The organism is Halovenus salina (genome assembly GCF_026410925.1).
GTDB classification, from domain to species: Archaea; Halobacteriota; Halobacteria; order Halobacteriales; family Haloarculaceae; genus Halovenus; species Halovenus salina.
On the sequence record NZ_CP112972.1, the window covers coordinates 1,737,867 to 1,760,811 of the forward strand.

A 22,945-nucleotide genomic window follows, 5' to 3' on the forward strand; every position below is an offset into this window, starting at 1 on the left:
ACCTGTCGGTAGTCACGTCGATATGACGTATCGATCTGTGACGAACACAGTCACAGCCAAGAGCAGTGTCACCGCAAGCACCCACCAGTCGGCAGAAACATACCAGCCGGGCGTCGGGTTTCGCCACCACGAGAACGGATACAGAGCCGCACCACCTGCGCCGTCAGCCCAGGCTTTCACGGCATCAACAAGTAGGTGTGAGCAGCCACCGGCCGTCAATAACCCGAACGCACAGACCTGTTTCTCACGCGTAGCGAACAGGACAGCACCAATCCCCGACAAGAGGAGAACGCCTCCAAGTGTATGAATCGCACCCCAACTGAAGCCAATCCCCAGAGACTGCTCAATGAGGTGGTCGTCAACGAACATATCGATCCGATTCAGGTCGGGCAAAATTGAACCGACCATCCCGACGACGACCCAGCGACGATCAAGCCACGAGGCAGTCCAGCCGAGAGCAGTGAACACCGCAAATGCAAATAGAGCGTGGGAAAACAAGTCAGCCATCGTGCTCACCGCCCTCGCGAGCGACAAATCGCATCCGACGCAAATCGATATGCCAGTACCGCAGAAATGCCCCGACGACCAGCAAGACACCCGCAACGGAGGCACCGAGCTTGTATCGCTGATCGCCCGGCCCTTCGTTGACCACAACGACAGACTCGGCCGTCTGGACGGTGCCACTGTCCGAGAGCGTTCCGTGCACCTGGACGACGCCGCCTGTTTCGACATCTGCGTTCGACCCTCGAACCTCGACGACCCGTGCGATCTCGCCGTCATCTTTCTCGACGTGCATGACGAATCCGGTTGTAGTTTGCTCGGTGACAGTGCCGAACAAGAGGACCTGTTGGCCGTCCCAGCCGTCCGGGTTCTCGGCCAGTTGCTCTCCCGAGGGATGTGGCCAGTTATTGTCGTAGGCCCCCCCGTAGTGGACGCACAGTGTGGCCGTAATGCAGACGAGGGTTATCAGAAAAACGAGACGTGAGGTGGTCCGCATCTGTCTGTCTGATTTCAAGCTACTCACATCAAGTTTCCGGAGTTTCTGAGTACCCGAACCACAGAAATTAGACAGAGAGACGTCTTGGATAGCAGAATTTTTACGCATCTCTCGTGAAGCGTATCGCTAATGGCCGACGACGAAGATAGTTCCAATCAACTACTCGACGAGAACGGGCGACTCTTTGGGCTCGTCAACATTGTTGATGCCCTGGTCGTCCTATTGGTCCTCGCAGTTGTGGTCGCAGGTGTTGCATTGTTACTTCCCGGAGGTGGCGAATCTGAGACACGATATGTCACGCTCGACCTCGGTGACCAGCCCGATTTCCTTGCTGAAGAGATTAGTGCGGGTGATGCGTGGGAGCCTAGGGGAACATCGCACTCAGTCACCATCACCGATGTGTACCGGTTCAACAACGCCGACAACGACACGAGTGTCCTCGCACGCGCCGAGGTCAATGGAACAGAAATCGAACCAGAAGAGCCTGACGAAGATCCCGTCTTCGAGTTCCAGGGTAACCCGCTTCGGGCAGGCCAGACGTTCACAATGGTTACCTCCGAGTACGAGGTCGACGCCTCCGTGACCCGTGTCGAAACGGAAGGCGAGACCCTCCCAGTCAGCGATAGCGAGCTTATCCTCGAAACGAGTCTCCCCACGGCAACAGCAAGTGAAATCGAGATCGGCGATCAGTTCACTGCCAGCGGCGACGTTCTCGCCGAAGTAACGGGGTTCGAGATCTTCGCAGCAGGCGGAGATAGCGGCCAACAATACACCCTGATTGGACTCACAACGAAGACAATAGAGCGAGGCGAAACACAGTACCTCGGCGAGACCCGAATCGCAATCGGCCAGTCGCTCACCTTCAGCGGTGACAGGTACAGTCTCAGTGGCGAGATAATCAACCGCGAGACAAGCGAGATTCGGACACAGAACAGCGAGTTTGTCGTCGAAGCGACACTGCAGTCGGCAACCGCAAACGAGATTGAGGCCGGCAACAACTTCACCGCCGGCGGTGAGACGTTCGGTGAGGTAACAAGTATAGAGCTTTTCCCTGGAACAGAGGAAAGTGACCAGCGGTACGCTCTCGTCGGAATCACAGCCAGAACAGTCGAGCGCGACGGCCAGCAGTTCATCGGTAACACGCGCATCGCAGTCAACCGGTCGCTCAATTTCGACGGCAATGGCTATAGCTTCGGTGGGAAGATCATCCAGCGCGGAACGGCCAATCTCACAACGGAAGCGCGGCCACTCGTCGTCCAGACAGAAGTTCCGGCAACCGTCGCCAACGATATTGCCGCCGGCGACCAGTTCAGTATAAACGACCGCCCCATTGTCACCGTTGGCTCGGTCACCGTCTATCCGACAGCAAATCCGGACGTTCGGCGGGTGGTTCTCGGTGTGTCCGCGAAGACGCGAATGGAGAGCGGGGCGCTTCTCTTCGGTGACCGCCAGCTTCGCATCGGCTCACAGCTCCCGATTCAGACCGATAACTACGATATCCAAGGCGAGATTATTCGGCGGGGAAGCCTCAACGAACCCGGCAACCCGGCGACGCAGACGGTCACCGTCCAGCTGAAAAATATCCCACCGGAGCGAGCAGAGAGCCTCACTGCCGGAATGACCGAAGAGAGCCGTGACAGAACGACCGCAGCGGTCCAGAATGTGAGTTCACAGCCCGCCGAGATTATCCTCGAAAGCGAGAGTGGCGAGATCTTCCTCCGAGAACACCCCCGGAACAAGGATGTCGAGTTGACGGTCGACCTCTCGGTCCGCGAACTCGAAGGTGGGACAGTTCGGTTCCGCGGAGAGACGCTTCGGGTTGGACAGAACCTCGCACTCGAACTCGGCGCTATCACCGTCAACGGCGAAATAATCGAGTTCGAGGAATGACCGTTCGTGACCATCCGATAGCACAGGACTCTGCCGTCGTTAGCAGTCTCTCAGGCATTCGAGATCGCGTTGTCGCTGCCTGCAAGCAGTCACGTATCGCCGAGCCAGCGATGGGAGCCCTTCGTCGGCTGCGAAGTCTGCGAACCACAACAGAGAAAGAAACAAACGAGGCCAAGCCGGCTGTTGCAAACTCACGACTCCTCCGGATGACTCGTCGAGTTACGGCTGCGGTCAGCAACGCAGGAAGCGCTTCACGACTGGCTGGCATGATGACGGGTGGACGGCATCTCGTCGAATCGTCGTGGCTGTATCGCTGGCTGACGGCCGAACCCGAGCCGGATGTCGTCGTTATCGATCTCCGGGAGACGTTGACCGTCGGTCCGTGGCTTCGTCTTCTCCAGCGCACAATCGTGTGGATACTTCCAGCAGCCCTTTCGTCCCTTCTCTTTCGGAGTTGCCGTCGCATCCACCGCATCCTCACCAAACGCCCGGTTCAAGCCGGGAGTCTAGCTCTCGGGACTGTCGCTGTCCTCGTGCTCGCACTCGCAACACGATCTGGAGATCCATCACGAGTGCTCGTCGGTGTAGGAGCACTGCTTGCCCTGCTGGCGGCTATCGGCAGTCGGGTTACTTGGACGTGGACGGACCTCCGTGAGACGAGAGGCTACCAAGTGCTCGCCAGGGCCTTCGAGCCACCGGAACCGCCGGAGCCGGCGACACAGGAAGGACACGACAGAGACTCGAGCGACCGAACAGACGAAGAGAAGACGCGATAACGGGCCCCAATACAGGCAGACCAGTACGCGGCGTTCTTCGTCTCTTTTTTATTATCCACCGTCGAACACGAAGCGTGTGAATGTCCTCGTCACTGGCGGTGCCGGCTTCATCGGCGGTCACATCAGCGAGCAACTCGCCGGTAGCGGCCATAACGTAACCGTTATCGACAACTTCGAACCGTACTACGACCTGGGAATCAAAGAGCACAACGTCGAGGCGGCACGGCAGGCAGCCACCGACGCCGGCGGCAGCTATGAGCTCGTTCGAGAGTCCATCACCGACGCTGAAATCGTCGACGAGCTGGTCACTGACAGCGATGTCGTCTACCACCAGGCCGCGCAAGCGGGGGTCCGCAAGAGCGTCGACGAGCCCGCAAAGGTCAACAGCTACAACGTCGACGGCACGGTCAATGTGCTCGACGCCGCACGAACCCACGACGTTGAGCGTGTCGTCGTCGCTTCCTCGTCGTCGGTCTACGGTAAGCCCGAATACCTCCCCTACAACGAGGACCACCCCACTACACCAGTCTCGCCGTACGGCGTCTCCAAACTCGCCACCGAGCAGTACGCCCGCGTCTACAGCGAAATCTACGGGCTTCCAACCGTCTCACTGCGGTATTTTACTGTCTACGGGCCACGTATGCGCCCGAACATGGCGATGACGAACTTCGTCTCTCGGTGTCTCCACGGCGAGCCCCCAGTCATCTACGGCACCGGCGAGCAGACACGTGATTTCACCTACGTCGACGACGTGCGTCGGGTCAACGAACAGCTCCTGGCCGACGACAGCGCGGACGGCGAGATTATGAACATCGGCTCGACGGACAACATCGACATCCAGACACTCGCCGAAGTCATCCGCGATGAAATCGACCCGGCGCTCGATATCGTCTACGACGACCCCCGGGAAGGCGACGCAGAACACACGCATGCCGACGTGTCGAAGGCGGCCGAGTTGCTCGACTACGAGCCGACGTTCGATATCCGCGAAGGTGTCCGGGAGTTCATCGAGTGGTACCGCGCAAACGAGGAGTGGTACGACCCACTCGTGCGACAGTCCTGAGAAGAGCCATCATACGCCCTCAGAGTCAAAAACCTGCTCCGCTTGCTGGGCATCTGCGGGAGTGTTCACGTTCACCCTATCAGTGTCAAGCTCAACAGCTTCGACAAGCCGCCCAGCCCGAATCAACACGCCCAGCGCGTCAGCAAGTTCGTACTCACCACGTGGGGACGGCTCTATCAGTTCGAGTGCGTCGAACACCCGCGGAGACAGCACGTAACAGCCAGTTGTCACCAGCGTGGACGGCGGCTCGTCGGGCTTCTCGACAATACCCGTCACCCGTTTTCCGTCAACCGTGACGACCCCCGTTTCGCGCGCTCTGTCCGGCTCTGCCTTCTCGACAGCGATGACTGCGTCACTGTCAGACTCCTCGAACCGCTGGATTGGTCGGTCGAGTGTCCCGTCGACGACGTTGTCTCCGTTCAGGACGACGAAGGACTCGTCGACGTGCGGTTCGACCAACCCAATCGCATGGCCGAGTCCCAAGCGCTCGCGCTGGTGGACGTACGTTATCGGCCAACCCTCGAATGACTCACCAAAGTGGTCGATAATATCACCGGCACGGTAACCGACGACCACGATTAGCTCATCGACACCACTGTCGAGCAGTGCCTCAAAAACGTGTTCGAGCAGTGGCCGCCCGGCAACCGAGACGAGACCTTTCGGTTTTGAGTCGGTCAGCGGACGCAGACGAGTTCCTTCACCGGCCGCAGGCACGACGCCGATCACGACTCGCTGGCTTCGGTATCGGCCTCCTCGGCGACGACGCCGTCTTCGAGTCGGCGCTCGGCCTCGTCGCGGTCTTCCGGATAGCCGACATCGATACGCCAGCCATCAAGGCCGATAGCATCGATAGTCCGGCCAGACTGGAGAAGGAGGTCGACCGCATCCGAGAGTTCGTACTCGTCGCGGTTCGAGGGTTGAACGAGGTTGCAGGCGTGGAAAATCGCGGGGGTGAACGTATAGAAGCCGGTCATCACGAGATTCGACGGCGGGTCCTCGGGTTTCTCGACGACTTCCTCGATTTCGCCGTACTTGTTCGTGTCACAGACACCGTATCGAGAGGCTTCGTCCCAGGGAACCTCTTCGACGAGGAAGGCGGCGTCGGTGCGGTCTTCGTTGTGTCGGTTGACGACATCCTCAAGATTCGCCTGGAAGATGTTGTCTCCGAGCATCAGCATGAAGTCGCCGTCGACGTGCTCTTCGGCGGTCAGCAGTGCGTGTGCAAGTCCCTTCTGTTCGCGCTGGTGGGTGTAGGTGATCGGGACACCCTCGAACTCGTCGCCGTAGTGTTCGATGACGTGTTCTTTCTTGTAGCCGACGACGACGACAAGTTGGTCGGCTCCCAGGTCGACGAGTTGCTCAAAGCAATGTGTCAAGATTGGTTTATCAGCAACTTCGACCATTCCCTTCGGCTTATCCTCGGTCAGCGGCCGCAGCCTCGTTCCTTCCCCGGCCGCGAGTACGACAGCATCCATACCACGTTATCTTTCGCTGAGGTGAATAAGTATTGTGGACCCCTCGGCAAACCGAAACCAACAGGTATCATCTCCATCTGGTAAACGTATGGACATCAGCATCGTCGGCTCTGGATACGTCGGGACGACGGTCGCGGTCTGTCTCGCCGACGCTGGACACCGCGTGACGAACGTCGACATCGACACCGCGGTCGTCGACGCCATCAATGCGGGCGAGGCCCCGATTCACGAGCCAGACCTCGACAGCCTCGTCAGTCAGTACGGCGGTGACCGCCTCAAAGCAACGACGGAGTACGACGCCGTCTGCGAGACCGACCTCACGCTGCTTGCGCTTCCGACACCGTCGAACGACGACGGCAGCATCGACAGCTCGATTCTCGAAGCCGCCGCGAAGTCACTCGGCGACGCACTCGCCGACAAAGACGACCCACACGTCATCGCGGTCAAAAGCACGGTCATCCCAGGGATTGTCGAAGAAACGATTGCGCCACAGATCGCAGCCGCAGCAGACGGGGCCATCGGCGAGGACATCCACATCGGCACGAACCCCGAGTTCCTCCGCGAGGGGAGTGCAGTCGACGACTTCCAGAACCCAGATAGAGTCGTGATCGGAGCCGACTCGTCGCTGGCCCGCGAGCGTCTCGAAGCGGTCTACGAGCCAGTGACCGAACAGGCAGACCGGGAGATTCCAGTCGTGACCACTGGAACCCGGGAGGCGATGATGATCAAGTACGCCAGCAACGCCTTCCTCGCCTCGAAGGTCAGCCTCATCAACGAGTTGGGTGTCATCTGCAAGGCCTACGGCGTCGACTCTTACGAGGTAGCCGAGGCGATGGGCCTCGACGACCGTATCGGCGAGCGATTCCTCCGATCGGGGGTCGGGTGGGGAGGAAGTTGTTTCCCCAAGGATACTGACGCCCTCATCGCGGCCGGCCGCGAGCGCGGCATCGACCCGGTCGTCCTCGATGCAGTCAGAGAACGGAACGACCGCCAGCCAGAGCAGATGCTCGAGTTGCTCGCCGACCACATCGATATCGACGGCGCAACGGTTGCTGTGCTCGGACTCGCGTTCAAGCCCGGTACCGACGACACCCGCAATACTCGTGCCGTTCCGGTTATCGAGGGCGTCCGCGAACGCGGCGGCGAGGTCGTCGCCTACGACCCCGTCGCGGTTGAGGACATGCGAGAACGCTACCCCAGCGTCGAGTTCGAGGCGGCAGCGTCGCCTGCGGACGCACTCGACGGGGCAGATGGGGCACTCGTCGTCACCGACTGGGACGAGTTCGCCGCACTGGACGAGGAGTTCGATGCGATGGAGACGCCGGTCGTTATCGATGGCCGTCGTATTATCGCCCGGCGCGACGGGCTCACCTACGAAGGCCTCACCTGGTAGGAAAACGTACGAAAACGGTCGCTACTCCACTCAGATGTCTGTGAGGCCGAGACTGTATTCGAGTGCAGTATCGACCTCGGCCATCCGTTCAGGCGGAATCGAGCCGAGGTTCTCGTTGATGCGGTGCTCGCTGGAAATGGTTCGAATCTGGCTACAGAGCGCAACTGAGTCTTCCCGAAGCTCACACTCTTCGGCAGGGACGAGCACTTCGAACGGGTAGAGCTGCTCGCCGAAGGAGGTGGTGAACGGAACAACAATCGTTGTCGGTGCATTGGCATTCCCGACATCGTTCTGTACGACGAGACACGGGCGCGTTCCCCGTTGTTCAGACCCCTGTGTCGGGTCGAGTTCGACGATAACGACATCTCCTCGACGGACAGACGTGCCCATCTTACCACTCCGGGGCATCGCCGACCTGTTCATTCGCCTCCGTCGAGACGCCCGCAAGTTCGTCAGCGAGTTCGCGGCTCCGTTGGGCACGCTGGCGGTACCCCTCAGCCACCTCTTCACGAGTCATCGGTTGTTCGATAACGAGTTTCCCTTCCTCTTCGTGAATCAGGACGTCGTCTCCGCCCTCAATTCCAAACCGTTCGCGGAGCTCTTTGGGAATCGTCACTTGCCCCCGCTTCCCAATCTTCCGGCGTTCGCCCTTGCTCATACATACTCGTATCATATTCGTACTCATAAGTGCTTTGAGGGGCGGTTGTCGGTACTTGTCACTGGTCACGCCAGAGCTTCCACTCACCGTCGTCATTCTCGGCGACCTCAAAGGCCAGCTTCAGCAGCTCGGAGTTGGCGCTGCCTTCCATGGTGATATCGACGTGGACAAGCGCCAGCTCCTCGACACCTTCGAGGTCAGGCTGGTCCACCCGGTCGGCAACGTCGGTTTTCTCGACCGACAGCGAGATGCGGTCGACGCCGGGCAACTCCTCTTGTCCCCAGGCCTCACCCGGCGCGTTCTCGTGGTACATCTCCTGTGCGCTGTAGAATCGGCCCCGATCGATAGCATCGACATAGTCTCTGACGAGCTCTTCTTCGGGTCCGTAGGACTCTCTGATAAAGGCGAACCAGCCCGCGCCAAAGCCCCCCAGCGTCACCAGCGCGGACCCGCCCCCGTAGAAAAGCATTCCGCGCCGGGAGACGCCGTCCTTCTCGACGATATCGTCGACGGTTTCGGCGTTGGGTTCCGTGCTGTCGTCCCCGGCGGCGGACTCGCTGTCATCGGCCCCAGACCCCGTCCCACCGCCATCTGTCAGGAGCAGCGAATCGGCCCGGTCAGCAGACCGGCCGTTGTCTTCGGTATCGGGCCCGCCTGGTGAACTGCGAACCATACGAGAAGTAGGGGCTCGCCGTACAAAAGCGTCAGGCAGGCAGTGTGTGTTGGTTCGGACCCTGGAGTCAGAACGCACATTCAGTACGGGTCATACTCTGCAACGGAGAGCACGGACTGAACGTCGTCATTCCAGAAGTGTTTCTCCGCGGTCGCAAATGTCCCACCGTTCTCTCGTGCCGAGGCAGCGATGAGCGCGTCTGGGTGGTCAGCCGGGACGCCGTGGCTCAGAAGCTCTTCCTGGAGGGAAGCGGCTTCGGATGCTGTCTGTGCGGTCACCTCAAGCACCTCCATCGAGGTCGTGACCGCGTGTTTGATTTCTGTCGGAGAGCCACCGATGTACCCGTGGATGCTCCCCATATACGCCTCGTACAGAACGAGTGACGGGACTGCCCAGACCTCCTGTTCGTACTGTCGGAGGAACTGACGGGCGGCGTCGGTTCCGTCAAGATAGTCGCTGAGAAGATTGTTGTCGAAGACTAACATCACTGCTGTCCCTCGATGTCGTCGGTCGTCCCCGTTCGCAGTTCCTCTCGAATGTTATCCATTCCCTCGTCTGTGTCGGCTGCAGCATCCGAGAGGACACCGAACCCCGTCCACTTGTCACGCTCTGTGAGACGAAGAATGACGTCCTCGTAGCTCTCGTCCTCGCGTTTGAACAAATCGAGGCGGTCTTTCGTCTCGTCTGAGACCCGGATTGAGGTGCTACCCATATATACGCATACGTATGCGCATACAAAAATGGTTCCGACACACAGTATCGGTTTCGGGCAGTACCGACCGAGACACGCCAGCGTGTCTCTCGGCATCCCCGGAACAGATGACAGCCAGCGACCAAACGACGATGCTTTTCACCGAGGGTCACCGAGAGAGCAACAATGAGTACACACGGAACACTCCAGCTCGCGACGCGAGGGTCGGCGCTCGCGCGCTGGCAGGCAGAGACGGTCAAAGACCAGCTCGCAAGTCGGCGCCAGCCCGTTGAGTTGGTCACGGTCGAGACGGAGGGCGACCAGGTGCGAGACGAACTCATCCACCAGCTCGGCACCACGGGCGCGTTCGTCCGTAGCCTCGACGAAGAGGTGCTGGCGGGCGAGCTCAACGCCGCGGTCCACTCGATGAAGGATATGCCGACCGACCAGCCCGACGACCTCGTCGTCGCCGGCGTCCTCGAACGCGGACCGCCTGGTGACGTGCTGGTCACCCGCGACGGGACGGCACTTGAGGACCTGCCAGAGGGAGCAACTATCGGCACGTCCAGTCTCCGCCGGGGGGCACAGCTGCTCGCGCGACGGCCCGACCTCGACATCGCCGGCCTTCGAGGCAACGTCGACACCCGCGTCGAGAAACTGCTCGCGCCACCTCTCAACAGCGAGCACGAGCGCCGAGTCGAGGCCTGGCGCAGAGAGATGGACGACGAGGAGAGCGAGGACCCCCACACCGAGTTCGAGTGCCCGCCCGAGGAGTGGGTCGACGGACTGACCGAGCTCGAACAGGCTGCACTCGACCGCGAGGCCGGGACAGAGTACGACGCCATCTGTCTGGCCGAGGCGGGCCTGGCTCGGAGTGGGCTGCTCGATGAGCTCCACTACGAGCGCCTCGACCCCACATCGTTCGTCCCGGCCCCGGCACAGGGCGTCATCGCGGTGACGGCACTCGACGACGAGGCCACCGAGTACATCAACGATACGGTCGACCACCCCCCGACGCGCGTGGAGACGACAGTCGAGCGGACCGTCCTCGCCGAACTGGGCGGTGGCTGTGTCGCGCCCGTGGGCATCTACGCGCGCCTGCAGGGCGACATGGTGTCGACGAGAGTCAGGGTACTCTCCCAGGATGGAACCGAGGAAGTCAGCGATGCTCGGGACCTGCCCGTCGAGCGTCACGCACAGGCCGCCGCCGAGTTCGCCGCAGACCTCGCCGACCGGGGCGCGGCCGACCTCATCGAGGAAGCCAGGCGGGAAGACCCCGACGACGCGAAACGGGGGGAGTGAGCATGGCCGACCGGCCGACGGTTGCGGCGTTGCGCCCGGACGACAAGCGCATTGAGGCCGCCGTTGCGCTGCTCGACGAGCTTGGCGTCGAGGGACTGGCCGACCCGATGCTGTCGGTGTCACCGACCGGCGACGTTCCACGCGAGGACGCCGACTACACGATACTGACCAGCCCGACAGCGGCCGACCTGCTCGCCGAAACCGGCTACCAACCCGGCGGGACCCTCTGTGCTATCGGCGACGGGACCGCCGACGCACTCGAAGCCGAGGGGTACACCGTCGACCTCGTTCCCGAGGAGTTTACCTCGAGCGGACTGGTCGATTCCCTCGCTGCGGATGTCGACGGAGCACGAATCGAGGTTGCTCGGAGCGACCACGGCTCCGCTGTGCTGCCAGACGGACTCAACGCCGCCGGCGCGTACGTCCATGAAACGATTCTCTATCGGCTCGTCCGACCGGAGGGAGCTGGTGTCTCCGCCGAGCGAGCTGCCGACGGCACCCTCGACGGGATTCTCTTTACCTCCTCACTCACCGTCGAACATTTCCTCGACGCTGCGAGCGAGCGCGGACTCGAAGCGGAGGCCCGTGCCGGACTCGACGGAGCCGTCGTCGGCGCTATCGGCGAACCGACACGCGAGACGGCAGAGAAACACGGTATCGCTGTCGACATGGTCCCCGAGACGGTCGGGTTCGAGTCGCTCGCCCGGGCTGTCGTCGACGAACTGTAGGTTAGAGCGTCAGCTGTTTCGTTTTGCTGCGGGTGTCGACAGCGCTTCTGTCGACCACCAATAAAAATCTCGTGACAGTGCGCTTGAGGAACGTATTGAGAGCCGTCGAAAACCACCGGCGTCAGCTCAGATAATCGAGTAGCTCGCACCCGCCGTCAGCGCGAAGAAGCCGATGACACCGGCCATCGCGACGTAGGTGATCGAGCGCGGTTCGTCACGAAGGTGCATGTAGTAGCCCGCGACGGCCAACGCCTTCAGTGTCGAGAGGACCAAGATGACCGCAAGGACCTCCCAGTAGTAGTCCTCCAGCAGGCCAGCCCATTCGACGAGGGCCTGCGTAGTCGACAGCGCCATCAGTACCACGAAGATTGCCGTGTACGTTTTTGTTGATGCCATAATTGGGTACCTCCTTAGAGGATGTAGAACAGCGGGAACAGGAACAGCCAGACGATGTCCACGAAGTGCCAGTAGAGGCCGAAGTACTCGATGGTTCTGGCGTCCTCGTCTTCACCGACGTATGCTCCTGTCCAAGCCCGCGCGATGAGGAACAGCATGATGAGCATGCCGAGAATGACGTGGAGCGCGTGCATTCCGGTCGTCAGATAGAACGTCGAGGACATCACATCGACACCGAAGGTCCAGCCCTGGTGGACGAACAGGTCGACCCACTCGATGCCCTTGTTGACGAGGAAGAACGCCGCCCCGCCGAAGGTCAGCCCGAGGAACGTGACCGTTGCCGACTGGTTCGAAATCGAGAACGGCCCAATCGAGTAATCCTCGGTGCGCCGTGCCGCAGAGAGGGCAAGCACAACGGTGAAGCTGCTCGCGAGCAGGAGGTACGTGTTAATCAGCCCGGGCAGCACAGGGTGGTGTTCCAGAGCCTGTCCGGCCATAGTGTGGGCTGCCGGGTCCTTGGCGAGGTGCCACCAGTCCTGCCAGCCGTACTCGATGCGCGTGAAGATGTACGCGCCGATGAAGGCACCGAAGACGATGATATCAGAGGCGATAAACGTCCACATGCCGAGTTTCGTGTTCTCGACGGACTCGAAGGGCCACTGCTCGGCCATCTTCGGCTCGGGCACCTCGAAGGATTCGTAGCCGAGCCCAGCAAGCGTGTACGCGCCCCAGCTCGTGCCGACAACTGCGGCCCAGAAGTACGCGCTCACGCCTGTGATCTCCCCGATTCCAACACCGATGTGGAAGAAGATGAGGAATAAGGCGAGCAGCGGGAACGACAGCATCATGTAGATACCGTGAATCTGGGCGAAGCCGTCTTGGCGTGCGCCCTGGATGCCGAGTGCAGCGACGAACACTGGGAGAGCGAACAGGAACGGCCAGACGAAGCGAGAGACGCCCAGCCCTGCCAGACCGAAGCCAGTCAACACGGTACTCGAAGCGGCGAGCACCGGCCACCAGCTCGCGTGGTCTGCGTGCTCCTCGGGCGGGGCGAGTGTCTCGGCTTCGACGCCGCCGTCAGTTGCCGCATCGGACTCGACGCCGCCGTCGGTTTCGGCTCTGTCGAGGAAGTTCAGTTTACCCGAGGCGAAGCTTGGCTTGCCCGGGAAGTTCTCCAGCGGCGGCGGCGAGGAGACGGCCCACTCGGGCGAGGACGCGTACGCCCACGGCGACTCGTCGACGTATCGGTCGCTGTAGAGACTCTTGGCGAGGTTGTAGAACATCACCAGGAACGACGCCGCGAAGAGGAACGCCCCGGCGGTCGCTGTCTGATGCCAGACCGTAAAGGCGGTATCGTAGTGGAAGATACGCCGCGGCGTCTCCCAGACGATGAACATCGGGAAGTAGAGCAGATTGAAGCCGATGAACGCCATCGCGAAGTGTACCTTGCCGAGGAACTCGTTGTACATCTTCCCGGTCATCTTCGGGAACCAGTAGTAGACAGCTCCGATGAGGATGACCGCGCTCGAGGCCATCACGTAGTGGAAGTGTGCGACGACCCAGTAGGTGCCCCGGAAGCCGTAGTCCAGCACGATAGCGCCGAGGAACACCCCCGTGATGCCACCGATGATGAAGATGATGAGTGCACCAATCGAGAAGAGGAACGGCGTCTTCCAGCGTATCTTGCCCTTTATCATCGTATAGATGAGCGAGAACACCATCAGATCGAAGGGCAAAGAGATGGCGACTGTCGTCACCATCATCACAGTCTTGATTTCGAGGCTGATGGCGGTGAGGAACATGTGGTGCATCCAGACGATGAAACTCTGGATGCCGACGAGTGCCATCGCGATGATGAACCACTTGCGACCGACTAGGCGGCGGCCAGAGAAGGTCTGGACCATCTCACCAAGCACGCCGAGTGCCGGGAAGAAGACGATGTACACCTCGGGGTGGCCGAAGAACCAGAAGATGTGCGTCCACAGCAGCGAGCCGCTGTCTGTTGCTTCTGGCCCGCTGGCCGTTTCGAGGGCGAAAAACGAGGTCTGGAGCAGGTGGTCGGAGCTGAGCACGATGAGGGCAGCGAGATACGCCGCGAAGGCAAACAGCATCATCCAGACAGTGACGAGAATCGAGATACTGAACAGCGGAATATCACGCATCCGGAGCCCCTTTGCCCGCATCCGATAGATGGTCGTCAGGAAGTTCACCGAACCTATCGTGACCGACCCGATGAAGACAATGAGCGCGAGAATCGTCGCAAAGGAGCCAACCTGGCCGAAGTCGGGAATGTACGACGGGACGTTCAGCGGCTGGTAGGCCGTCCAGCCACCCATGAACGTCGCACCCTGGAAGAACGAACCGAGCACCAGGACGCCCGAGAACAGGTACAGCCAGTAACTCATCGCGTTCAAACGGGGGAACGCGAGGTCGTCAGCCCCAATTTGAAGGGGGACAAAGTAGTTCGCAAAGCCAAACGCAAACGGCGAGAGGAACCAGAAAATCATCAAAAAGCCGTGTGAGGTAACGACCTGGTTGTATCCCGCGTCGCTGAGAATCGTTCCGCCCGATTGCAGCAGCTGAACCCGGATAAGCATCGCCAGCAACCCCGCGACGACGAGGAAAAACACCGACGTCAGCAGGTAGAGGATGCCGATGTCTTTATGATTGGTTGTGACGAGCCAGCGCTTCACGCTCGACCGTGGTGGTAGATCTCCCATCAGTTAGTCACCTCGAGTTGGTTGTCGAGTTCGCCGTTCTGCCAGGCCTCAATCGTCTGGTCGTACCACTCGCCGAACTCCTCGGGGTCGTCGAAGTCGTACTCCTCTTGACCCTGTTCCCAGACGCTTGTGGGGACGACGAGTACGTCCTCACGCATGTTCGAGTGGCCGTTCCCACACAGCTCGAAGCAGATGGCCTTGTACTCGCCAGACTCCTCGGCCTGGAACCACGTTTCGGTGGTCTGGCCGGGGATGGCGTCGGTCTTAGCCCGGAGTCCGCGTATGCCGTAGTTGTGCATCACGTCGCGTGATGTCACCTCGAGTCCGACCACCGCCTCGTTGGGGACGACAAGCTGGTCGGTTGTCTCGAAGCCGTTATCGTACTCGTACGCCCAGGCAAACTGGAAGCCCTCGACGTTGACCTCCATATCCGGATCGACATCGCCAGTGTCTTCGACGTACAACAGCAGCGAGTACGAGTAGATAATCAGTCCGAGCACGATGACGGCACTGATGCCAAAGGAGAGAAACAGCTTCTTGCCGCCTTTCGAACTCGACGGCATCTCACCGAGTTTCGGACGGACAACACCGTCGTCCTCGACCTCTTCGACATCGTACTTTCCGTCGGCGTCGGGTTCATCAGCCCTGTACTTGTACGCGTTGTACAGCAGGTAGCTGATGACGACGATGCCGACCAGCGTTCCCATGCCGAGAAACACCAGGTAGAGTCGACTGAAGATATCTACCTGGGTCCGGGAGAGCGAAGCAACTGCCCCCAGTCTCGGCAACGACGTCAGTATGGCTCCAGAACCCAGCATTTGATTCGCCTTACGACCACCGTGTATTATGCATTTCGGTACCCCGCCATATCCTGGGTCAGTTTTTATTATGACAGCCACACCCCAGCAACATCTGCTGTCTCGACGGGGAGTTGCTGGATATCGTCGCCGTGGTTGGCGGACCTACTGGCCTTCCCACTCCGGCTCGCGGTCCTCGAAGAAGGCGTCGATACCCTCGTCTTTGTCGTCTGTCGAGAACAGCGTCGTGAACAGTTCGGCCTCGTACTCGATGCCGGCTTCGAGGTCCATTCGAGAGCCGCCTTTGACTGCTTCTTTGGCGATTTCGAGCGCGATGGGACTTTTGTCGGCCATCGACTCGGCCAAGCCGTAGACCTCCTCGTCGAGTTCGTCCTCGTCTGCACAGACGATATCGACGAGACCGATGTCGCGTGCCTCCTCGGCGTCGATGAGTTCGCCCGAGAGAATCAACCGCATCGCCTGTCCCTCGCCGACGAGTCGAGGGAGCCGCTGAGTTGCGCCCCCGCCCGGGATGATGCCAAGGTTAATCTCGGGCTGGCCGAGCTTCGCCCGCTCGTGGGCGATACGCACGTCGCAGGCCTGTGCGAGTTCCGAACCGCCCCCGAGTGCGTGGCCGTTGATACGGGCGATGACGGGCTGACGAAGGTCGTCGACGGCTTCGTAGACACGCGGTCGTTTCGAAGCCTCGCGCTGTTCGACGGCGTTTCGCTCGCGCAGTTCCTCGACATCCGCGCCAGCGACGAAGGCCTTGGCCTCGCTTGCTCCGGTCAGGACGACGACGCGGACGCCGCTGTCGTCGATAGCATTGAGAACGTCCGTGAGTTCGTCCCGCAGCTGGCCGTTCAGCGCGTTCCGGGCGTCGGGCCGGTTCAACGTCACCGTGGCGACTCCCTCGGCGCGGTCACCGACGGCGACTGTCAGCAACTCACACTCGCTCGCTTGTTCTTCGATGCGATCGGCTCCCTCGACGCGATCCTCGCTCATCGTCTCACCTCTCGATGGCTCATACCTGTCCGTCGGCCGGGGCAATAAAAGACGTTTCCGTGCGAAGTCACAGTGGTAGTGCTTATTTAAGAACTCTCAGCGAGAGGGGTCAGAACAGCACGAAAGCCCCAGCCGGCTCCGCTCCCGCGCCTCGCTGTCTCCGAAAATCAAAGATTTTCGGGATGACGAGAATCTCCGATTCTCGAACCACGCTCCAGTCGGTGCTTGCATCGGCGGGGTTCGCGTCGCCGGCTGCCCCTTTCAGTCCCGCCCAAATTCGCTTTCGAGACCGGGCGGGACTGAAAGGGGCGAGTCGTTCGACGAGCGAGACGACCCAAGGACCGCAACGGAGTGAGGACCGCAGCGAGTCGCAGCCGTCGAACGACTCGGGGCTTTCGTGCTGTTCCAAATTTCATCGCCAGCAACATGCTAAACGAAACACCGCTGTCACAGCCCCCCGAAGCGTTTTGAGCGTCGGCGAAGTACCACATGTATGGCACGCGCTGAAGCCGGTGATTCGGATTCACAGCGTCGAGAGATCCGCCTGGTCGAGGAGGAAGACGGGCGGTGGTCAGCCATCGATGAAGAGGTGGGCGTGGCAAGCCAGGGCGAGACGCGGTCCGAAGCGCTTGCCAACCTGGACGAAGCAGTCGCACTACACAGAGGCGAGATTGGGGAGCCGATAACGGACGCGGACCTCCGCGACCTCGGCGTCGACCCCGACACAGTTCCGGACGAGCCACAGGAGCCAGACGCACCGTGGTTTTCCGAGTAATCGTGCCCGCCCCGTATTCATCCCGAGAGCTCGTGAATGCCCTCACAGAGATGGGCTACCAGCCAGTCGATCGGGCAGGCAGTCACCTCAAGCTCCGATACACCCACCCGGAAACTGGTGAAATCCGAAACGTGACAATCCCGATGGGCAAGGAGATCAGCGGCGATACACTTCGAAACATCGCCACCCAGTGTGGAGCGAATGACTTCCAGCAGTGGTGTAACTGGATCGACGAGCTTCTCTGAGAACGCGGTACAGTTTTGCCTGTCGAGCAGTTAGAGGGCGGTACTCGACGCAGTCGGTGAAAAACGGAGACATATGTCCGAGACGACGGCCGAGGGCTGCCGGTTCTGTGGACGAACAGCCCCAGCAGACCCAATCGGCGACGGCTACTGCTCGCCAGGGTGTCGAGACGCAGACGAGGCACTCGACGCGACGCCAGCAGAGGCCGAGTCGACGACGGCCCCCGACGAGGACGGCGAGCGCGTCTTCTTTCACGTCGCCGGAATGCACTGTGTCACCTGTGAGTCGTTTCTGGAATCGGTGGCGCTCGACCAGCCCGGCGTCAGCGATGCGGACGCGAGCTACGTCTCCGAGAGCGTCCGCGTCACCTACGACCCCGAAGAGACAGACACCGAGACACTCGCCGAGGCGCTCTCTGTCGCCGGCTACCGCGTCGCCGACCGCGAGCGGACGGGCCAAGAGTCGGTGACGACAGTCCTCTCCCGAGAGGGTGGCGCAGCGACGCGCGACCTCGAAGACCTGCTCGGCTTTCGGTACGCCGCCGGCGTTCTCTTTGGCCTCTTTCTCATGTTTCCCTACGTCGTCGTCCTCTATCCCTATCAGCTCTCAGCGCTGGTCGGCGGCCCACTCCAAGGGTTCGAGGGCGGGGCGATGGACAGCGGCACTATCCTGCTGTTGCCGCTGTTTGCGAGTGTCGCCGGCGTCGTCGTCTTCTTCACCAGCCTGCCGGTCCTCCGGGGGGCCTACGTCAGCATCAAGACCCGCGAGCCGAACACGGACCTCCTCGCGGCGGTGACACTGCTCGGCGCGTACGGCTACAGCATCCTCGCCCTGCTGCTCGGTCGGCTCGACATGTACTTCGATCTGACTATCCTCGTGGGTGCAGGCGTCGTCGCCGCCGTCTTCTATGAGTCGCTGACCAAACAGCGCGCGATGGACCACCTCACCGACCTCACTATCTCACAGACGGAGACAGCGACACTGTACAGCGACGACGAGACCGTTCCCGTCGAGGAGCTGACGCCGGGCGAGGAAGTCCTCGTCGGACAGGGCGAGCGAATCCCGGTCGACGGCACCCTGGCGGCAGACTCCTGTACTGTCGACGAATCCGTCGTCACCGGCGAGTCCCTGCCAGTCGAGAAAGCACCCGGTGACCGGCTCGTCGGTGGTTCAGTCGTCACCGACGGAGCGGCTGTCCTCCGCGTCGGTGACCCGCCGACCAGCAGCATCGACCGCCTCACCACGGCGGTCTGGCTCCTCCAGAGTGCGACACACGGCCTCCAGCGCGGGGCCGACAGCGTCGCCGGCCGCGTCGTCCCGCTGCTCGCTGGCGGCGCAGTCGCCGTCGCCGCAGTCGTCCTCGCAACGACCGGGCCGATTGCTGCCCTGCTCGGGGCGCTGACGGTCGTCCTGGTGGGCTGTCCGTGGGGGCTGGCGCTGTCGACGCCGCTGTCGGTGGCGGCGAACCTACAGGCGGCGATGGAGCGGGGTATCGTCGTCTTCGACGAGACGGTCTTCGAGCGCGTCCGCGAGACTGATGTCGTGGTTTTCGACAAGACGGGGACGCTCACGCGCGGCGAGATGACTGTCCGGGAGGCCGATGCCCCACCAGCGGTGTTATCCATCGTCGCCGACCTCGAAGCGCGGGCCGCTCACCCGGCCGCCGACGCCATCGCCGAGGCCTTCGGTGACCGCGTCACGGACGGCGGAACCGCCGCCAGCGTGGCCGAGTTCGAGACGCTCGGGCGCGGTGTCGCCGGCACCGTCGACGACGACCGCTATCTCGTCGGCCACCCGGACCTCTTCGAGGAGCGAGGGTGGTCGGTTTCGGAGTCAATTGCAACAACTGTCGCGGACGCACGCACGGACGGTCACCTTCCTGTCGTCGTCGGTCGCGACGGCGAGGCGGAGTGGACCATCGTTCTGGGCGATGAGCCACGCGAGGGCTGGGAAGGGGTGCTCTCGGAACTGGGCGAACGCGGCGTCGACGTCGTCGTGTTGACCGGCGACGATCCCGAGGCGACCCGGTTTTTCGAGTCACGGGCCGACGTGACAGATGTCTTCGCCGAAATCCCGCCCGAGGGCAAGACCGAGGCACTCTGCCGTCTCCAATCCGAACAGACCGTGACGATGGTCGGCGACGGCACCAACGACGCGCCCGCGCTGGCACAGGCGGACCTGGGTATCTCGCTGGGCAGCGGGACCGCACTGGCCTCAGACGCCGCGGACGTGGCTATCGCGGACGACGACCTCGCGGGCGTCGAGACGACCTTCGACCTCGCGGGCGCGGCCGGCGAGCGCGTGAGGCAGAACACGGCGCTCGGCCTCCTTTATAACGTCCTGACGATTCCGGCGGCGCTGCTTGGTGTGTTGAATCCGCTGATAGCAGTTCTCGCCGCGTCGATAAGCGGCGTATTGCTGGCGGCGAACGCCCACCGCCCGCTTTAGAGTCGCCGGAACTGCTCTTCGAGACAGACTGTGACGATTGATTTCGCGATAGCCAGTCCACCTTCGAGTGGGTCGAGTTTCGTCTCGCCTTTGCGCTCGCCGTACTTGATTGGGCGTTCCTGTATATCGTAGCCGCGCATCAGCGGCCGGATCAGCAGTTCCGCGGACAGGCCCGTGTTCTCGGTCCACTCGATGTTCTGGACGACCTCGCGGCGGTAGGCCCGCATTCCCGTCGTGGTGTCGTGGACGCGCTCGCCCATGAGCACGCTCGCCGTGAGCGCGAACAGGTGATTCCCCATGCGGTTGAAGGCGGGCATCGCCTCGGCCCCGTGGTAGAGCCGGTCGCCGCTGACCACGTCGTACCCCTCGTTGATGGCCGCGAGAAACTCCGGCAGTTGTTCCATCGGATAGGTGTCGTCGCAGTCGGTCGTCACGACAATCGGCCGGTCGGGGGTGAGAATCGCCTCCTCGACTGCGACTCCGTATCCCTGTGGCTCCTGTTCGATGACCCGTGCGCCGTGCTCGCGAGCAATCTCGGGCGTACGGTCCGAGGAACCGTCGACACAGACCACCTCGGCCTGGCCGTCGGTGACCGCCTCAATATCAGCAAGGACGGTCCCGATTGCCTCCTCCTCGTTGTAGGTCCCCATCACGACGCTCACGTCCTCGAACGTGAACGCCTCCCTCTCTGTCTCGGACTCGTCGGTCCGCTCGCCGCCGCCATCGCCGTTGAGATGCTGTCTCTGGCTCATTATCCCCGCTTTCGACCCGACGCATTTATGCTTTTAGGTTTGCCTAAACAATTTGCAGCGCGTCGTTCACAGGGCGTCTTCGAGGCCGTCGGCCGCCCGGAGCGCGAGCGCCGCAATAGTGAGGGTGGGGTTCATCGCGCCCCCGGTCGGGAAGACGCTGCTCCCGACAATCCAGCAGTTGTCGAGGTCGTGGGTCCGCAGCGTCGGGTCGACAACGCTCTCTGTGGGGTCAGTTCCCATCCGGGTCGTCCCCATGTGGTGGTAGGCGGGGCCGGTCGAGTCGGGCCCGGCCTGCCAGGTAATCTCGGCCCCAAGTTCGGTCAGTATCCGTTCCTGAATCTCGTTTGCACGCTCGATAGTTCGCAGTGCCCGCTTGCCGACGTTCCAGTGTACGTCAGGGACCGGATTGCCGTGGTCGTCAGTTTGCTCGCGGTCCAGTCCAACGTAGCTGTCCTCGCGGGGGAGCTGTTCGACCAGCGCGCCGACCGCGACGTGGTTGCCGTAGTCCTCCTGGAGTTGCCCGAGCAGGTCGTCGCCCCACGTGTCGCCAGACAGCGCCATCTCCACGGGCGAGGGGCCGGCGTAGTTGAAAAACTCCAATTTGAACGGGCCGACCGCCTCGTCGGCCTCGTCGTAGAACTGGTGGGACCCACTTGTGAGAAAGCCGACGTGGTTCTGGCGGGTCGGCTCGTCCAGGACGCCGCCGGTTCCGGCAAAGAGGTGGTCCATGAAGTACTGGCCCACGTGTCCGCTCGAATTTGCCAGCCCGTCGGGGTACTCCTCGGACTCCGAGAGCAGCAGCAGGCGCGGGGTTTCGACGCCACCACAGGCGATGACGAACTGGTCGGCCGTCTGGCGGTACTCCCCCTCCGGGGTGGCGTAGACGGCCGCCTCAACGCTGTCGGCGTCGTGGGCCAGTCGCCCGACAGCCGCGCGGTCGATGACCGTCGCACCGGCGTTCTCTGCGCGTTCGATGTGGACCGTCGCGTCGTATTTCGCGCCGGAGGGACAGACCGGCTGGCAGGTGCCGTAGCCGACACACTCGCTGCGGTCGTCGTAGGGTTCGGAGTTGCGGGCGTTTGGGACCGAGTGCATGTCGATACCCAACTCGGCGCAGGCTTCTGCGAACAGGCTGTCGCTGTAGGAGGGTTCGAAGGGAGCCATCGGGAACGGCTCCTCGCGGGGCGGGGCGTAGGGGTTGTCCATCCCGCCAGCGACGCCAATTTCGCGCTCAGCGTCGGCGTAGTAGGGTTGCAGGTCAGCGTAATCGAGTGGCCAGTCGACGCCGACGCCGCGTTCGCTCGCGGAGTTGAAATCAGCCTCGTGGAGACGCATCACCATTCCCTGCCAGTGTAACGTCGAGCCGCCGACGCCTTTGACGCGGGCGTGATTCAGCGGGTAGAAGCGCTCGCCGGAGCTCGAATGGGCGTCGCGCTCGGAGTCGCCGTCCCACACCGCTGGGCGGTCGTAGGCCGGTCGGACCGCCCGCTCCTGTCTGGCGAGCCTATCCTCGGGATCAAAACGCGGTCCCGCATCGAGGACGACAACCTCGTGGCCTGTGGCGGCGAGCCTGGCGGCGACGAGCGCGCCCGCTGGCCCCGCGCCGACGACACAGACATCGGCGTCGGGAACGGGTTCACGCCCACTCATTTCGGCCCCCGCTGGTAGGTGTCGCTCCCGCCAGGGTGACTCTGTGGGTTCTCGATGCCGACCAACTCGCCGCCGGTCGGCGAACTGTACAGGGCGAGTAACAGCTCGTTGACGACGTAGAACCGGACCCGCTCGGCGAGCGTCCCGTCGGGGTCCTCGTCGGCCGCGTCGGCCCCTACCTCACGTAGCAGGCTATCCCGGGTCGCAGGGTCCAGCGCCGACAGCTCCGCCCCGTACCACTCGCGGGAAACGCCCTGTAGCTCCTCGACGGTCTCGTACATTGCCGGTCCGTGTCTCGGCCGGTCGAGTCTGGCCGGCAGGAACGACCTGACGAACGACTCCACGCCCGAGACCGGCGAGGGGTAGACGACTGTCGCAACCGCGACGTAGCTCTCGACGACAGACTGCTCGCTCTCTTGCGGTGCGCGAACGGCACAGCCCGCCGCGGCGGTTGTGCCAAGCGCCGACAGCGCGGCGAGCGCGTCCCGTCTGGACAGCTCCATGGGCGCTCCT

Annotated in this window: 26 protein-coding genes; 9 read left to right on the forward strand and 17 right to left on the reverse strand. The window is 62.1% G+C overall.

Annotated features, from left to right (window positions below):
- Window positions 1–12: 12 nt before the first annotated feature.
- The gene (locus OSC37_RS08725; RefSeq protein WP_267161081.1) at window positions 13–507 is read right to left on the reverse strand and encodes a metal-dependent hydrolase; all 495 of its coding nucleotides are present in this window, start codon (window positions 505–507) and stop codon (window positions 13–15) included.
- On the reverse strand, window positions 500–997 hold the full coding sequence (locus OSC37_RS08730; protein ID WP_267161082.1) for an OB-like fold-containing membrane protein: 498 nt from the start codon (window positions 995–997) through the stop codon (window positions 500–502). The genes OSC37_RS08725 and OSC37_RS08730 overlap by 8 nt, the downstream gene beginning before the upstream one ends.
- 129 nt (window positions 998–1,126) lie before the next feature.
- On the opposite strand from OSC37_RS08730, the gene OSC37_RS08735 reads away from it, so the two are divergent.
- The 3 genes from OSC37_RS08735 (at window position 1,127) to OSC37_RS08745 (ending at window position 4,726) form a co-directional block, all read left to right on the forward strand.
- Entirely contained in the window at window positions 1,127–2,887 is a 1,761-nt protein-coding gene (locus OSC37_RS08735) for a DUF4330 family protein (RefSeq protein WP_267161083.1), read from the forward strand.
- Window positions 2,884–3,663, forward strand: a complete 780-nt coding sequence (locus tag OSC37_RS08740) for a hypothetical protein (protein ID WP_267161084.1) — start codon at window positions 2,884–2,886, stop codon at window positions 3,661–3,663. Before OSC37_RS08735 ends, OSC37_RS08740 begins: the two co-directional genes overlap by 4 nt.
- A gap of 76 nt (window positions 3,664–3,739) precedes the next feature.
- On the forward strand, window positions 3,740–4,726 hold the full coding sequence (locus OSC37_RS08745; RefSeq protein WP_267161085.1) for a GDP-mannose 4,6-dehydratase: 987 nt from the start codon (window positions 3,740–3,742) through the stop codon (window positions 4,724–4,726).
- Between the two features lie 9 nt (window positions 4,727–4,735).
- Here OSC37_RS08745 and OSC37_RS08750 read toward each other — a convergent pair whose 3' ends face one another.
- Together OSC37_RS08750 and aglF are read right to left on the reverse strand one after the other, a co-directional pair.
- Window positions 4,736–5,452 (reverse strand): sugar phosphate nucleotidyltransferase, encoded by a 717-nt coding sequence (locus OSC37_RS08750; protein WP_267161086.1) that lies wholly within the window; start codon window positions 5,450–5,452, stop codon window positions 4,736–4,738.
- Window positions 5,449–6,201: a UTP--glucose-1-phosphate uridylyltransferase AglF gene (aglF, locus tag OSC37_RS08755; RefSeq protein WP_267161087.1), complete on the reverse strand. Its 753-nt coding sequence runs from the start codon at window positions 6,199–6,201 to the stop codon at window positions 5,449–5,451. Before aglF ends, OSC37_RS08750 begins: the two co-directional genes overlap by 4 nt.
- Window positions 6,202–6,289: 88 nt before the next feature.
- On the opposite strand from aglF, the gene aglM reads away from it, so the two are divergent.
- Window positions 6,290–7,594: a UDP-glucose 6-dehydrogenase AglM gene (gene aglM / locus OSC37_RS08760; RefSeq protein ID WP_267161088.1), complete on the forward strand. Its 1,305-nt coding sequence runs from the start codon at window positions 6,290–6,292 to the stop codon at window positions 7,592–7,594.
- A gap of 30 nt (window positions 7,595–7,624) precedes the next feature.
- Here aglM and OSC37_RS08765 read toward each other — a convergent pair whose 3' ends face one another.
- From OSC37_RS08765 to OSC37_RS08785, 5 genes are all read right to left on the reverse strand, one after another.
- Window positions 7,625–7,984, reverse strand: coding sequence for a type II toxin-antitoxin system PemK/MazF family toxin (locus tag OSC37_RS08765; RefSeq protein WP_267161089.1), 360 nt, complete (start codon window positions 7,982–7,984; stop codon window positions 7,625–7,627).
- 1 nt (window position 7,985) lies between these two features.
- Window positions 7,986–8,252, reverse strand: coding sequence for an AbrB/MazE/SpoVT family DNA-binding domain-containing protein (locus tag OSC37_RS08770; protein WP_267161090.1), 267 nt, complete (start codon window positions 8,250–8,252; stop codon window positions 7,986–7,988).
- A gap of 58 nt (window positions 8,253–8,310) precedes the next feature.
- Entirely contained in the window at window positions 8,311–8,925 is a 615-nt protein-coding gene (locus OSC37_RS08775; RefSeq protein WP_267161091.1) for a hypothetical protein, read from the reverse strand.
- Between the two features lie 80 nt (window positions 8,926–9,005).
- On the reverse strand, window positions 9,006–9,410 hold the full coding sequence (locus OSC37_RS08780) for a PIN domain-containing protein (RefSeq protein ID WP_267161092.1): 405 nt from the start codon (window positions 9,408–9,410) through the stop codon (window positions 9,006–9,008).
- Window positions 9,410–9,637 (reverse strand): DUF7557 family protein, encoded by a 228-nt coding sequence (locus OSC37_RS08785; RefSeq protein ID WP_267161093.1) that lies wholly within the window; start codon window positions 9,635–9,637, stop codon window positions 9,410–9,412. The genes OSC37_RS08780 and OSC37_RS08785 overlap by 1 nt, the downstream gene beginning before the upstream one ends.
- A gap of 165 nt (window positions 9,638–9,802) precedes the next feature.
- Here OSC37_RS08785 and hemC point away from each other — a divergent pair, with 165 nt between their 5' ends.
- Entirely contained in the window at window positions 9,803–10,918 is a 1,116-nt protein-coding gene (gene hemC, locus OSC37_RS08790; RefSeq protein ID WP_267161094.1) for a hydroxymethylbilane synthase, read from the forward strand.
- A gap of 2 nt (window positions 10,919–10,920) precedes the next feature.
- A complete protein-coding gene (locus OSC37_RS08795) occupies window positions 10,921–11,646 on the forward strand; it encodes a uroporphyrinogen-III synthase (RefSeq protein ID WP_267161095.1) in 726 nt (241 codons plus the stop codon).
- Window positions 11,647–11,772: 126 nt separating this feature from the next.
- Here OSC37_RS08795 and OSC37_RS08800 read toward each other — a convergent pair whose 3' ends face one another.
- From OSC37_RS08800 to OSC37_RS08820, 5 genes are all read right to left on the reverse strand, one after another.
- Entirely contained in the window at window positions 11,773–12,042 is a 270-nt protein-coding gene (locus tag OSC37_RS08800) for a cytochrome C oxidase subunit IV family protein (RefSeq protein WP_267161096.1), read from the reverse strand.
- A 14-nt stretch (window positions 12,043–12,056) separates the two neighbouring features.
- Window positions 12,057–14,762, reverse strand: coding sequence for a cbb3-type cytochrome c oxidase subunit I (locus tag OSC37_RS08805; protein ID WP_267161097.1), 2,706 nt, complete (start codon window positions 14,760–14,762; stop codon window positions 12,057–12,059).
- Window positions 14,762–15,580 carry a cytochrome c oxidase subunit II gene (gene coxB, locus OSC37_RS08810; protein WP_267161098.1) on the reverse strand — a complete coding sequence of 273 codons (819 nt, stop codon included), beginning with the start codon at window positions 15,578–15,580 and terminating at the stop codon, window positions 14,762–14,764. The genes OSC37_RS08805 and coxB overlap by 1 nt, the downstream gene beginning before the upstream one ends.
- A gap of 144 nt (window positions 15,581–15,724) precedes the next feature.
- Window positions 15,725–16,564, reverse strand: a complete 840-nt coding sequence (locus OSC37_RS08815) for an enoyl-CoA hydratase/isomerase family protein (protein ID WP_267161099.1) — start codon at window positions 16,562–16,564, stop codon at window positions 15,725–15,727.
- A 109-nt stretch (window positions 16,565–16,673) separates the two neighbouring features.
- Window positions 16,674–16,973, reverse strand: coding sequence for a hypothetical protein (locus OSC37_RS08820; protein WP_267161100.1), 300 nt, complete (start codon window positions 16,971–16,973; stop codon window positions 16,674–16,676).
- Window positions 16,974–17,057: 84 nt separating this feature from the next.
- Here OSC37_RS08820 and OSC37_RS08825 point away from each other — a divergent pair, with 84 nt between their 5' ends.
- The 3 genes from OSC37_RS08825 to OSC37_RS08835 all read left to right on the forward strand — a co-directional run bounded on the left by OSC37_RS08825 (window position 17,058) and on the right by OSC37_RS08835 (window position 20,030).
- A complete protein-coding gene (locus tag OSC37_RS08825; RefSeq protein WP_267161101.1) occupies window positions 17,058–17,339 on the forward strand; it encodes a type II toxin-antitoxin system HicB family antitoxin in 282 nt (93 codons plus the stop codon).
- A 50-nt stretch (window positions 17,340–17,389) separates the two neighbouring features.
- A complete protein-coding gene (locus OSC37_RS08830) occupies window positions 17,390–17,584 on the forward strand; it encodes a type II toxin-antitoxin system HicA family toxin (protein ID WP_438267602.1) in 195 nt (64 codons plus the stop codon).
- Window positions 17,585–17,657: 73 nt separating this feature from the next.
- Window positions 17,658–20,030: a heavy metal translocating P-type ATPase gene (locus OSC37_RS08835; protein WP_267161103.1), complete on the forward strand. Its 2,373-nt coding sequence runs from the start codon at window positions 17,658–17,660 to the stop codon at window positions 20,028–20,030.
- On the opposite strand, the gene OSC37_RS08840 is transcribed toward OSC37_RS08835, so the two are convergent.
- From OSC37_RS08840 to OSC37_RS08850, 3 genes are all read right to left on the reverse strand, one after another.
- Window positions 20,027–20,782 (reverse strand): dolichyl-phosphate hexose transferase, encoded by a 756-nt coding sequence (locus OSC37_RS08840; RefSeq protein WP_497007714.1) that lies wholly within the window; start codon window positions 20,780–20,782, stop codon window positions 20,027–20,029. The two genes, OSC37_RS08835 and OSC37_RS08840, sit on opposite strands and share 4 nt — an antisense overlap.
- 66 nt (window positions 20,783–20,848) lie before the next feature.
- The gene (locus OSC37_RS08845) at window positions 20,849–22,432 is read right to left on the reverse strand and encodes a GMC family oxidoreductase (protein WP_267161104.1); all 1,584 of its coding nucleotides are present in this window, start codon (window positions 22,430–22,432) and stop codon (window positions 20,849–20,851) included.
- The gene (locus OSC37_RS08850) at window positions 22,429–22,935 is read right to left on the reverse strand and encodes a gluconate 2-dehydrogenase subunit 3 family protein (RefSeq protein WP_267161105.1); all 507 of its coding nucleotides are present in this window, start codon (window positions 22,933–22,935) and stop codon (window positions 22,429–22,431) included. Before OSC37_RS08850 ends, OSC37_RS08845 begins: the two co-directional genes overlap by 4 nt.
- Window positions 22,936–22,945: the final 10 nt, after the last annotated feature.